The sequence below is a fragment of the Brachyspira pilosicoli genome (assembly GCF_008016535.1).
GTDB lineage: Bacteria > Spirochaetota > Brachyspiria > Brachyspirales > Brachyspiraceae > Brachyspira > Brachyspira pilosicoli_A.
The window spans coordinates 94,858-109,055 of record NZ_SAXY01000012.1; the positions used below are offsets into that span (position 1 = coordinate 94,858).

The following is a 14,198-nucleotide window of genomic DNA, read 5'->3' on the forward strand; positions in this document are numbered from 1 at the left end:
AATAAAAAATAATATTTTTGCATAATTTTTCTTTTTGTTATATAATAAAAAAATGAAAAAAACATTTCTTATTATTGATGCTTTTGGTATACTTTATAGATATCATTTTATTTTTTTGAAACGCCCTCTAATAAACTCTAAAGGTCAAAATGTGTCTTCAATCAATGGTTTTTTAAGAACATACTTTTCTTTAATCAACACCTACCCTGCTGATTATACTGCAATAGCATTAGACAGTTCAAGACAAACTTTTAGAAGCGAAATATATAAAGCCTATAAAGAAAATAGAGAAAGCATGCCTGATGATTTAAGAAGTCAAATACCTATATTATATAATCTTATAGATGCACTTGGAATTACAAGGATAGTTCTTGATAATTATGAGGCTGATGACATTATAGGATGCATTGCACAAAACAATAAAAAAGAAAATATTAAAACTATAATATATTCTCCTGATAAAGATATACTTCAGCTTGTTGATGATAATACTAAAGTAATAGCAAGCAATAAAGATAATGAATTAGTTGAATATGACATAAATATGGTTAAAGAAAAGAGAGGAGTATTTCCAAATCAGATTATAGATTTACTTTCATTAATGGGAGACGCTTCTGACAATATACCGGGTGTTAAAGGAATTGGAGAGAAAACAGCTTTAAAACTCCTTGAAGAATATGACTCATTAGACAACATTTATAAAAATATTGATTCTATAAAAGGAAAGATACAAGAAAAACTTATTGCTGATAAAGACAATGCATATATGAGTTATGAACTTGCTGCAATTAAAAGAGAGATAGAAGAATTAAATATAGATTATAAAGAAATTGAAAAAAATAAAATTAATATAGATGAAGTTAATAAAATATTAGATGATTTAGAATTAAAACAAATAAGAGATAAAATTAATTCATATATATACGGCTCTTCTTCAAGCAAAAAAGAAGAAAAGGTACAAATATCTCAAACAAAAAAAGAAACTAATAATGCAGAAAATAGTACAGAAAAAACTACAATAGTATCTAACGCTAAAGATAATAATGCTAAATATTATTTAATAGAAAATGAAACAGAACTAAAAAATCTTTTAAATGATATAAACGCTAAAAAACTTGTATGCATAGATTTTGAAACTACAGGGTTAGACACTTTAACAGATGAAATAATAGGAATATCATTTGCAATAAAATCAAAAGAAGCTTTTTATTTAGACTTAAGCGGAAGAACAAATATAGATAAGGAAGCTTGCAAAAAATTAGTGTTTGACACTTTAGCAAAAGAAGACATAAAAATAATAGGTCATAATTTAAAATATGAATACAAGATGATGCGTGCCATAAACAAAAAAATTGGCAATATATATTTTGATACTATGGTAGCTGCTTATTTGATTAACCCAAGCAGAGGCAGATACAATATGGACGACCTTGCTTTAAGTTATTTATCATACAACACCATAAAATATAGTGACATTACAGATAATGCTAAAAAAACTTTACTTGATGTTGATTTAAAAGATGTTGTTGAGTATGCTTGTGAGGATGCTGATATTACATTTAGATTTTACGAATATTTTGCTCCGCTTTTAAATACATATAATCTTGAAGAATTATTTTTTAATGTAGAGATGCCTCTTATCAGTGTGCTTGCTGATATGGAATTTGATGGTGTTTATATAAGCACAGAAAAAATGAAATCTTTATCAGATGAATATGCTTCACTTTTAGAAAAAACAAAAGAGAAAATATACCAACAAGCAGGAGAAGAGTTTAATTTACAATCTCCAAAACAGCTTGAATATATTTTATTTGAGAAGCTAAAAATAAAATCTACTAAAAAAACAAAAACAGGTGCTTATTCAACCGATGAAGAAGTGCTTAGAGATCTAGCACCAAGAGAAAAAATTGCTGAGTATATGCTCACCTACAGAAAATACTCAAAATTAAAAAACACATATCTTGATGTATTTCCTACACTAGTACATAAAAAAACTAATAGAATACATGCTTTTTTCAATCAAACTGTAACAGCAACAGGACGTTTATCTTCATCAGAGCCTAATTTGCAAAATATACCTGCAAGAGGCGATGAAGGCAAAGATATTAGAAACACTTTTATAGCAGAAAAAGGAAATGTATTAATAGCAGCTGACTACTCTCAAATAGAGTTAAGATTATTAGCACATTTTAGTAATGACCCTGTGTTAGTAGAAGCTTTCAAAAACAATGACGACATACACAGAAAAACTGCAATGAAAATATATTCTGTAAGTAAAGAGCATGTAACTCCTTCAATGAGAAACACTGCAAAAATAATTAACTTTTCTATCATCTATGGTAAAACAGCATTCGGACTTTCAAAAGAATTAAATATATCAAGAAAAGAAGCTGATGATTTTATTAAAGGATATTTTTCAACATATTCTCAAGTAAAACCATTCTGTGAAAAGGTGATAGAAGATGTAAAAGCTAAAGGTTATGTACGAACTATGCTTGGAAGAATTAGAGATTTATCTAAAACTATAAACTCATCAAATGCGGTTGTAAGAAATGAGGCTGAAAGAATGGCATTAAACACACTCATTCAGGGAAGTGCAGCTGATATGATAAAAGTTGCTATGATTGCAATACATAAAGAGTTTAAAAATCATTTTAAAACTGCTAAAATTGTTATGCAGGTGCATGATGAATTGGTTGTTGAAGTTTCTGAAAAAGAAGCTGATAAGGCGATGACTATAATGAAAGAGATAATGGAGCACTCTGTTAAAACTAATGTTCCTATTACAGTTGATATACATAAGGGATTAAGTTGGGGAGATATTCATTAACTTATGAAGATTGCTTTTTTTGATTTGGATAAAACTATTATAAAAAAAGATTCTATTGTACCTTTTATGTTTTTCTACTTAAAAAAAAATCCTAAAAGTTTTATTTATTATATTAGATTAATTCCATATTTTATTTTATTTCTTTTAAAAATTATAGACAATTCAAGAATTAAATACGAAATAGCTCATATTTTTACAAACATTTCTATAGAGTTTGGAGATAGTATCGGAGAAGAGTTTGCAAACACAGTTGTGCCTAGTTTATATTACAATGATGCTATAAAAGAAATAAATAAATTAAAAGAAGAAGGCTATCAGCTTATAATGGTTACAGCAAGTTTTGAAATATATGCAAAGTTTATAGGAAAAAATTTAGGATTTGATAGAGTTATGGGTACAGAGTTATGGATTTTTAGAGATAAATATACTGGCTTTATGTATGGAAAAAATTGCTACAATGAAGCTAAAAGACATAGACTTTTCACAGAGGGAATTTTTAAAAAAAATATATCTCAAAATATTGTATACAGTGATTCTATTAGCGATTTACCCTTCTTCGCCTTTGCTGCTAAAAAAGTATGCGTTAATCCTGATAAAAAATTAATAGAATATGCTATAAACAACAAAAAGAATAATTTTTCTATAGTGGAATGGAAATAAAAATGGAGTGTTTCAATGGACAATATAGAAAATGAAATTAAAGAAATAATTAAAGAGCCAAAAGAAAATATTTTAACTGCAATAAACACATTAATAGAAAAGAATAATTTAGATTATGCTAAAAAAATTGCATTGCAATTAATAAATAAAAAGCCTAATTATAAAGAAGGCTATTTAGTATTATCTGACATATTTTATGAAGAAGAAGATTATAAAAGTGTAATACATATTTTAGATAAAGCATTAGAGTATCTTCCAAAAGATAAAGATATATTAGAAAGCAAAATAGAAGCGTTAATTAGCACTTACAAATATGAAGAGGCAAAGTCAACTATAGAAGAGATAATATCTTTAGGTAATGTTAATGCTAGTGTATATGGACAGTATGGGGTTTTGCTTTCAATAGAGATGAAATATAAAGAAGCTATTGAGAAATTTAAAATGGCTATATCTTTAGACAAAGAAGATGTATTATCTATGATTAATATGTCTATAGTTTATGCTGCAATATATGAATATGATAATGCTATAGAGATATTAGAAAAAGCTTTGAATATTAGTAAAGATTCTAATATTCAAGAGAAAATTGATAATATAAAAAAACAAAAAGAAAACTCAATGTTTCATTTTTCAAAGTTTACCGCAATTAATGCCAAGCCTGATAAATTTAATTTAATTGTACCAGAAAACTTTAATGCTTGTATAGAAAATAATGTATTAAAAATTGAAAACGATGAAAAAACTATTTCTATATTATTAAGCTATGATAATTCTAAATATGATGAAAAAGAGATAACTCAAATATTAAATAATTTTAAAGCAGAAAATAAAAACCTTTATTCTATAATATCTCCTCTATCTGTCGTAAGAAGAAAAGAACATAACGATATATTTGGCTCTATAATTTTTAATTGTAAAACTAAAAACAATAATTTATTTAATGCTATGGCAATAGTAGTAAAAGAAGAAGAGTCAATAGTGCTTACTATTATATCAACACTCGCTACAAGCAATAATTTAATATTTTTAGCAAAAGAAATAATTAACAGCTTATATATAAAATGATTAAAGAAATAAATAAAATAATAAAAACTCTAAATAATATACCTGAACCATTTTCTGTAGACGGCATAATAAAAACATTTGAAAAAAGCTCTAAAAAAATAATAAAAAATTTTGCCTTATATTTTTATAAAGATAATAATTCAAATCTATGGTATTCAACTTCAAAAAATATATTAAAAGAAAATCATAATAAATATAAATTGCAGGCAAGAAATTATGAGTTTGGATATTTAATAATAGAAAGCTCTATTGAAAAAGAATATTTAGAAATATTAGTAAATCATTTATCTATAATACTCTATAGTGAAAAATTATCATTTTTGGCAAATAGAGATAAACTTACTAATTTATACAATAGAGGTTATTTATTAAAATATTTGGAAAACAAAAAGGATGAAACATATTCTGTAATTATAATAGATTTAGATAAGTTTAAACATTATAATGATAATTATGGACATAATGTAGGTGATCATGTATTGAAAATAGCTTCAAAGGTAATGAGAGAAACTCTAAAAAAGATTAAATATAATTCACTTCTTGCAAGATACGGAGGAGAAGAGTTTACTACAGTTATTGATACAAAAACTAAAAAAGAGCTTTTTAATATAATGGAGATTATAAGAAAGAAAATATATGAAACAGATTTTTCAACCGATGAATATTCTCTAAAAGCAACTGCTTCATTCGGCGGTGCAATTAAAACAGATGATGATACAATTAATAGTTTAATAGAAAAAGCAGATAAAGCATTATATAAAGCAAAAGAAACAGGAAGAAACAAAAGCATTGTTTTTAATAGTTAAAATTTATTTATTTTCTTAAATGATTTTCTTCTTATACCTATAAATAAAAAAGCTATACCTAAAAAGATATAGCTTTCTATTCATCATAATTTTAAAATATTATCATATAAGATTATATTTTATGTTTTTTATGAAATATTTTTTTATGTATGGAACAAATTCTATTCTTTTATCAAGTATTTTACCTACAAAATCAACTGCCTTTCCAAGCGTACAAGCTGTAAATATAGTCCCTATTCCAAGACCTTTTATATGACCTAAAAAAATAAATGTAATTATTGCTGTTGTTAAAAGACAAATTATATCACATGTTATTTTTATTTTAGAATACGGTACTTTTATTATACTATGTAACTCTCTTGTGAATAAATCAGTAGGTATTATAGGAAGTCCACATCTATTTGATAAAGCTATTCCAAATGCTAATATAAAATAACTTATTATAAAATATATTATTCTGCTTGTTATGGTTAATGGAAGATAATTGATCCAAGCAGCATGTATATCCACAAATTTACCAAAACAAAATCCTACAACAAAACTAAATAAATATTCTCCAACAAATTTTTTTCTTAATATCATGAGTATTAATACGAGCGAAGATTGAAAAATATAAGTAAAAGTTCCAAGAGATATTTTTTTGATAACTTCAGAAAAAGCATATGGCACACTTGATATAACAGATATTCCAGAACCTGAATAAAGCATTAATACCACACCAAAACTGTTCATAATTACAACTAAAATCAATGCTAATTCGCCGCTAATTATAAAATATTTATTTTTATTATCTAATGAAAGCTCATTTTCTGATATCATAAGATTTATCCTTATATAGTATGTATACTTATTATTTTTTAATTCATATATTATATAGATAATTAAATACTAATCAAGGAATTTATTATAAGTTTATTTTGAATTTATTTGGAATTCCCGCCCTTTATTTATTATAATTTATTTTGAATTTTTTATTTTTATTATATTTAATATTTATATAGAAATTAGAGCCCCCGCCCAAGTTTTTTTAAATTTCAAAATATCTCCTACGCACGGTGAATAAAATTTTATATATAATAAAAATTAAAATTAATAATTAAATATATATTTATAATTTTACTCTGCGTGCGGTGAAGAGATTAAAAATAAAATTTGGATAGTTTTAGAATCAAAAGTAGTATTTAAAAAGGCGATACTTTATAAAAGATACCGCCTCAAATTAATGTGTCTAAATTATTTTATTATTTAGCTTCTATAACAACTTTATGCTGTCCGTCATAACCGAACACCTCTGGATTATACATCTCTTCAGCCTTAGTAGCAGGAAGTAAATATTCACCAGGTGTAACAGCACGAACTACATATTTGTATACATGCTCACCCTTATCAAGAACATCAGCAAATAACAATATTTTATCATTATAGTTTTCAATGTGATTAAATCCGCCCCACCACCAAGTATTATTATAATTTCCTGTAATGTTTTTAATTTCGCTGCTTTCTGTAGCAAATGAAGAGTTTAATATTCTCATACCAGAAGCAATAGGAGTATCCACCACAACGAAATGTCTTTCATAAGGAACTGTAACTTTTACCACAACAACATATTCTTCGCCTTGTTTGAATTTCTCTTTAGTAAGGTCTAATACTCTTCCGTCTTTAGTTTGATACTCTCTGACAATATTTATTCCCATATCTCTATTAACAGCCAACTCACGAGGAGCATAAGTAAGTCTTACACCATAATAAAGTCTTCCAGCACCATTTCTTCTAATATTTGCTATAGAAGCTCTTGTATTTAAATTGCTTAATCTCTCATTCATAAACTCACTTAAAGCATAATTTTGTGTTAAGCTAGGCTGAGTTCTTGAATTAAAGTTTTCAGCAAGTAAAGTTTTACCCTGATATATAAACTCTGCTTTGAAATTAGGTTTAACATTTTCGTATTTTTTATAATACATATTCATAGCAGCAAATACTGATACATTGTCTTGAGTGTTTAAATATCTTCCGTTTTTTCTTGACTGAACAAGCCAGCGAACCACTTTTTCATTGATAGCATTATCATAACCTGTCTCAATTAAAGCATATAAAGCAGCTGAAGTATCTCTCACTGATGAAGAGTGTATCCAATAAAGATTTTTATATCTCTCTTCTAGTTCATAATGAGCAGTATTAGGGTCTTCTTTTATAGTGTTAAGTATATATTGTCTAACATCAGCAAATGCTTTGTTATTGTATTTATTATAATACATAGCTCTCATTAATTGCACCTGTCCATAGAAAGGTATATTATTAACTTGAGGATATATTCTGTCTATTATAGCTTTCACATCGTTATTCTTGTATTCACCTTCTGCAAGAACTGCCGCAATATAAGCTATAGATGAAAGATTAATATACTCATCAAACCAGAAGCTAGGTTTTTCAGCCTCTCCGCTCTTAGCATAATTATTAATATATTCTAATGCCAATTTTAGAGAGTTTTCGTCTATAGTGTAGCCCTCTTTTTTAGCTTTAATCATAGTCTCAGCAGCATAAGCAGTAAGCCAAGGAGATATCCAAGTTTTGCTAGGATAATAAGAGAATCCTCCGTTAGCACTTTGATAAGTAGGCATAGCTTTTAAGAAGCTGTTTACTGTATTGTCTAATTCTTGTTCTGCTATATCAGTAAGCTTCATATCAACTAATAATCTCTTAGATGTTATTATAGGGTACACTCTTGATAACTGTTGCTCTAAACAAAGATAAGGATAATTTATAAGATAATTTATTCCCCCTGTAAGTTCGCTAAATACACTAGGAGACATATAAACTTCTAAACTTCCAGCACCTTTATAAGCCTCTGTAGCATTTGGCACTCTAATCATTAAATCAGTATTGCTATTTGTAGTGCTTGAGAATGCTGCAACAGATTCTGTAGTCATAGGAATATTAACTTTAAATGTTTTCTCTACAGCATCAGTATATTCCCCGCCTTTAGCAAGTATTGTAACTTTAGCCTCTCCGCTATTTGTAGCTATAATATCAAATCTTACATCAGCATTACCGCCTTTAGGCACAGTTATTTTTTGATTAGCATTTTGTATTAAAGCATTAGAAGATACAGCCTGAACTTCTATCTCTAAATCTTTATCAGAATAATTGTATACTATGCTTCCAGCCTTAAACTTATCTTCAACATAAGCAAACTCTGGAAGTGTAGGCATAAGCATAATATTTTTCTTAACTACCACAACATCATCAGAAGCACCGAAATAACCGTCTTTATTTATAGCAGAAGCCATTATTCTAAAAGATGTAATGTTATCAGGCAAATTAAATGTAACAGTAGCTTTACCATTAGCATCAGTTTTTACTCTACCTTGATAGAAAGCAGTTGTTAAGAAATTTTTTCTTATACTGAATACATCCATACCCATAGCCTCAACTTTGGCCATAAGCATATTGTCTGCTCTCATACCGTCTCCGCCCGGTGTGTCCCCTTTCTCGCCATAGTTACGCTGACCTATTAAGTGTATTCTTGTGTCGGCACTTGCAACACTCAAAGGTCTCTGTCCGTAGAAAGTATTAAACCAATTTGGAGTTTTATAGCCTATTAAATTCAATACTCCAACATCAACCACACTTAGCATAACTTCTGTTTCCATAGGCTCACTTTCTTTAGTTTCAACATATAAATCAACTGTCATCTCATCACGAGGCTCTAAACTATCAGCAGATTTTGTTATTGTTACATTAAGCTCTTTTTCACGAGGAGATACTGAAAGCCCTGCATAACCAATCTTAAATGATGGCTTTCCTTCGTCAGTAGCATAATTAGTATAAGACTCATTTTCAACTCTACCCTTAACAAGTGAAACACCCACATAAACATTAGGTAAATATTCAGGTTTTATAGGCACTTCTATTAAAGCAGTAGAACCTTCAATATTTGTAACAAAAGAATCTATTACATATTCTCTCTCAACTGTTACTAAAGCAGCAGCAGATTCATAAGGAGATTTTACCATTATTCTTGCTGTTTCATAAGGTTTATACTCTTCTTTTTCTGTGATAAGCTCAAGCAAATCATCATCAAACATAGCCCAAGGAGCATAATCTTTACCTATAACATACATATATTCATCAGCTGCAACTTCTCTATTTTTAGAGTCTTTTGCCCTTGCTAATATTATATAAAGTCCTGAATTTGTAGGAGTAAAGCTATATGCAACAGGGTCTTTTTTTGTTGTAACTGTAGTAGTTTCAATAACATCATCAATTTGAGTAGATTCCCATTCAAATCTTCCGCCTGTTATAGCCTTTCTTACAGACTCCCAATGCCTTCTTATAACTTGAACTTCTATTTTTTTACCTTCAAGTCTGTTTCCTTCAGCATCAACTGCAATAAACTCTAACTCTGTAGGCTTATCAGTCTCCAAGAAATAACCTTGTCTTTTTATACCAATATAATAATCACTTCCATGAACCAACACGCTTTTAGTTGTACTTACTTTTTGAGAATCTTCACCTAACACAGTTGCTTCTATTGTAACATAAGCAGAATGTATCGAGAGGCTTGCATCCACTGTCGGACTATAAGCATATTCTCCGTTTTCATCTAATGAACCAGTGCCTGTAGCTATTGTAGAATAATAATTATTATAATACTCATCTTCAAACCAGCTTAATTTTGTGAATCTAAATCCTGCATTGTTAGGAGGAGTGAAGAAAGTTTCATTCATAGATATATTATAATCAACTCTATTAGATATCATAGGCTCGCCGAATAAATACCAGCCAGACATCTTAATAGGCATAGTGTCGCCTAAATAATAATTTTTATCTTCAACCCAAAGTCTGCTTTCATATTCTAAAGGCTTAAACTCTTCAACTCTAAAGCTCTGTGATAAACTATAAAGCTCTTCTTCATTATTTTTTTCATTAGAATTAAATGCAACTCTCACGCTATAATAACCAGTAGGAGCATCTGCAGGAAGAGTAAAGTCTATTAAATAAGAACCAAATTCATTTAAACTTACATCTCCCTTATAAATCTCTTCTCCTCTTGAGTTATTAACAGTAAATGAACCATCTTTCAAATTAGTAGGTATATTCCAATTTCCAATAATATTTTCTCTTACAACACCTTTTATATGCACCTCTTCGCCTGCCTTATAAAGTCCTCTCTCTGTAAACATAGAACCATTATACTCTTTATCAGCAGGTGAATAATCATAACTTATATCCATTCTCCAAGGGGAAACGCCTGTGCCCCAATCGCTATTTATGAAAGATACATCATCACCTTTTGTAACTATTGCCCATTGTCTTGGAGTATCCCATCTGCTTGCTCTTTTTATTCCAAAACTTCTAAAACCTTTAGTAGTAGCTATTCCGTTTTCATCTGTTGTTGCTTTTTCTAATACTCTATTAAAATCATCTCTTATCTCTACTTCTGCACCTGCAACAGGCATTCCTGTTTTTAAGTCTGTTACAAATATTGTATTTGAATCGCCCGAAAACTTTCCTGTTACTCCCATAGATGTTATTTGTATTTGAGAAGATGTTGAATAATCGTACTCGCTTTGGTAGCCTGTTTTAGTTTTAAACTCTATTGATAAAAGTCCGTACTCTTTATTATTCACATAATTTGTTAAATAGAGTGCTGTTGTAATGTATCTATTTCTTTCAACATTTGGAGTATATTCTGTATTGTTATTATAGCCAAATAAGTTTTTATATTGATTAGTATAATTTCTAAACTCAGCACTTTCATCATATCTATATACTTCTCTATTTACAAACAAGAAAGGTATAATATTTTCTTTATCAACATATCTGCTTTGTATATAAATAGTGTTAGGGTTCATTACCTGCACTGGAAGTTTTACGCCTTCATAAGATTCTACAACTCCCATTCCAGATGGTATTGAAACACTTGGGTTATAATCTGTAACATTTAAAGTAATGTTTTGCTCTTCGCCTAAAGTTTGTCCGTAAATATCTTTTAAGCTTCCTTTGATTTTTATATTATAAGTGATATTAGGGTTAAATCTAAGTGCATAAAGTGAGAAGCTTTTAGAAGACCATGAGTTTTGTTCTATTTCTTCTTGTGTAGGAAGCTGAATTTGCGGGCTTATTTCAATGTTTTTTATTAAGTCAGCCCATTCTACTCTTGTACTAAATCTTAATTCTGGAGCTTTAGGAGAGTATGAAGCTGTTACTGTTTGCTCTTCTTCTCCATTAAAATAAAAATTATCATGTGTAGAGAAATTAAAAGTGTCATTATCTGCTGTGCCTAAATCTCCATTGATTGCAGCGAGCCCTTCTTCTATATACACTGTTATTTCATCATCTTTGGCTAAAGCATTTTTAGGTTTTATAACTAATACCTGCTCTAACTCATATTCATTAATTTCCCATTCTCTTAAATCTTCTATTTTTGCATACCTAACATCAAAATCTATCTCTCTATAATTGTTGCTTGCTATTAATTCTATTTTCTCTTTTGCACTTTGCAAGTATATTGGCATGTTATAATAAATAACTATATTAACATCTGTAGGAAGGTCTGATTGTCTGTCATAAGGAGAAGTTTTTTGCATTATTGGTCTTAAAGTATTGAAAGTCCAAGTATAATCATCTTCTAATACCTCTCCTGTAAGTTCGCTTTTAATTCCTTTTTTAAGCGTAACTTCTATTTTTGTATTGCCCGGCAAACTCTCACTAGGATAAAAAGCCAAAGTATTAACAGAAAGCCACCTGTATTTACCTTTAACATCTATATTAAAATTAAAATATTGATTAGTTACTTCTTTTACAGCTTGCAATGCAATCATTTGCTGATTGAAGGTTACTGTTATTGCTTCGTAGTTAGCTCTGCTTGTATTCTCTCCGATAGGAGTAGTTCTGTCGATACTAACAGCACCAAATAAAGATAAACTGCTCATAAAAATAAATGACATAATAATAATATAAAATGTTTTTAGTATTAGAATGGACTTTCCCATAAATACCCCCAGATAATATTCAATTCTAATGTTATAACATAAATAATTTTAAAGTAAATAATAAATTAACATATTTTTTATTTTTTGATGTTTATTATAATTCAAATTTATATAAATAAATTAAATTTATTAAATAATATAGCTATTTTATACTTTAATAATTTACTAATATTTTATGAGAAACTTAAAATATATATTTAATTTTAAATTCATTATATTTTAATTGTAGATATATTTATAATATTAATTATTTTTTATAACTTCTCTAAATTTTGAAATATTAAACACCCTTGTAGTTTTGCTCTTTTCAAGAGATGCTCTTATTATAAGAAGTTTATGATTAAGCAAACTCTCATAAACATAATCGCTATCTAACACAATAGATGAAAGTTTATCTTCAGTAGCCTTACAATCCAAATTATCAGGCAAATCATCATCAAATCTAAAAAAAGTTTTATGAGATGCAAATACAAAATCTTTACTGTTCCAATTAATTATAATAGTTTTATTTTCTTTATTAATATTTACTATTAGATGAGTATCTTCGCTCCAAGATGATAATTTATAGGCAAGAAGTTTATAACTAATGTTTTTATCATCTTCTAAAACTTCCCACTCATCTGGTTTTATCTCATAGATTTCAGGATTCATTATATCTTTATCGTCCATAAATATCTCTCTCCCAATAATAAAACAAAGTCTACTATATTTTTAATCTAAAGTAAATACACTTAAAAATATTTTTCTTGTTTTATCTTTATTATTATCATGACCATAGTAAACACAATATATGCTGTTGTTGTTATTAGCACACCAAGGATAACCGCAATCAACACTTTTCATTTTATCTTCTATAATTATCTCTTTTTTTTGTATATCATAATCAGAGTAATTTTTTAAATCATTCAAGTCGTTTAGTAAAATTGCTCTAACCCCATAAGGCTTTAATCTATATCCATAACTTAATAAGACTCTATTATCATCAATCTTTAAAGGATGCAAAGGATAGCCTTTAATATTTGTAAAATGAGGCCTAGTAAAGCTCTTTCCATTATCTATAGAATAGCTTAAAGAAGTAAAAGCATATTCATCATTAACATGCGTCCTTATAAATGCCCACAATACATTATTATGATATATAAGAGAAGGCTCAACATATTCTATTTTGCTTTTTTTATTCTCAATTTTTCTGTATTCAGTTTCACACAAAAAACTCTTTATATCCCAATTAATTAAATCTTTAGTATATATAGTGTAGCATTGATATTTAGAATTATTTTTATTTATATATTTTTTGTAAGCATATATAGGCATAAGTATTTCATTATTTACTTTTACCATACTGCCCCTCGCCGCAAAGTTCTTCATTCCATTTTTTAATACAATAGTATTAGCCTTTGAAAAAGTTTTGCCATTATCATAACTAATACAGTAGCCTATGCCGCTTAATAATGCCACTGTATTATCGTATTTCAAAAAAGTATTCTCTTTTAATAAATCTGTTTCACTTTGCGGGTGAAAAGTATATCTAAAATAGTAAGCGATTATAGTTTTATCATCAACCCTAAAAAGCTGCACATCTTGTTTTGCTGCATCATCTTCTTTGGCTATTTCTGCAGTATTGATTACTTTGTTTTTATAATAAGTTATGAGAATAGCTTTACTTAAAGAATGAAGATGAGAATAATTTTTTTTGTTTTTTGGAGCAAGCCTAAAACTTATTAAATATTTATCTTTTTCTAATTTCAATATAGAAGGAAAAGCTGGATATTCATTTTTGCTGCAGTATAAAATTTGTCTATTCATAATTAATTTTAAAAAAAAGTTTTATAATTTTTATAT

Annotated in this window: 8 protein-coding genes; 4 read left to right on the forward strand and 4 right to left on the reverse strand. The window is 28.0% G+C overall.

Translation table 11 applies throughout. From position 1 onward, the window contains the following. The first annotated feature begins 52 nt into the window (after positions 1–52). The 4 genes from polA to EPJ72_RS01890 are packed head-to-tail and all read left to right on the forward strand — an operon-like array spanning position 53 to position 5,361. Positions 53–2,830, forward strand: coding sequence for a DNA polymerase I (polA, locus tag EPJ72_RS01875; RefSeq protein WP_147730572.1), 2,778 nt, complete (start codon positions 53–55; stop codon positions 2,828–2,830). Between the two features lie 3 nt (positions 2,831–2,833). Beyond that, positions 2,834–3,490: an HAD family hydrolase gene (locus EPJ72_RS01880; RefSeq protein WP_147730573.1), complete on the forward strand. Its 657-nt coding sequence runs from the start codon at positions 2,834–2,836 to the stop codon at positions 3,488–3,490. Positions 3,491–3,505: 15 nt separating this feature from the next. After that, the gene (locus tag EPJ72_RS01885) at positions 3,506–4,555 is read left to right on the forward strand and encodes a tetratricopeptide repeat protein (RefSeq protein WP_147730574.1); all 1,050 of its coding nucleotides are present in this window, start codon (positions 3,506–3,508) and stop codon (positions 4,553–4,555) included. Further along, the gene (locus tag EPJ72_RS01890) at positions 4,552–5,361 is read left to right on the forward strand and encodes a GGDEF domain-containing protein (RefSeq protein ID WP_147730575.1); all 810 of its coding nucleotides are present in this window, start codon (positions 4,552–4,554) and stop codon (positions 5,359–5,361) included. Before EPJ72_RS01885 ends, EPJ72_RS01890 begins: the two co-directional genes overlap by 4 nt. A gap of 102 nt (positions 5,362–5,463) precedes the next feature. Here the strand turns inward: EPJ72_RS01890 and EPJ72_RS01895 are convergent, their stop codons facing one another. The 4 genes from EPJ72_RS01895 to EPJ72_RS01910 all read right to left on the reverse strand — a co-directional run bounded on the left by EPJ72_RS01895 (position 5,464) and on the right by EPJ72_RS01910 (position 14,162). Further along, positions 5,464–6,180 carry a DUF6198 family protein gene (locus EPJ72_RS01895; protein ID WP_147730576.1) on the reverse strand — a complete coding sequence of 239 codons (717 nt, stop codon included), beginning with the start codon at positions 6,178–6,180 and terminating at the stop codon, positions 5,464–5,466. 422 nt (positions 6,181–6,602) lie between these two features. Then, positions 6,603–12,356: an Ig-like domain-containing alpha-2-macroglobulin family protein gene (locus tag EPJ72_RS01900; RefSeq protein ID WP_147730577.1), complete on the reverse strand. Its 5,754-nt coding sequence runs from the start codon at positions 12,354–12,356 to the stop codon at positions 6,603–6,605. 243 nt (positions 12,357–12,599) lie between these two features. Next, the gene (locus EPJ72_RS01905; protein ID WP_147730578.1) at positions 12,600–13,025 is read right to left on the reverse strand and encodes a hypothetical protein; all 426 of its coding nucleotides are present in this window, start codon (positions 13,023–13,025) and stop codon (positions 12,600–12,602) included. A 42-nt stretch (positions 13,026–13,067) separates the two neighbouring features. Next, positions 13,068–14,162, reverse strand: a complete 1,095-nt coding sequence (locus EPJ72_RS01910; RefSeq protein ID WP_147730579.1) for a sialidase family protein — start codon at positions 14,160–14,162, stop codon at positions 13,068–13,070. Positions 14,163–14,198 lie beyond the last annotated feature (36 nt).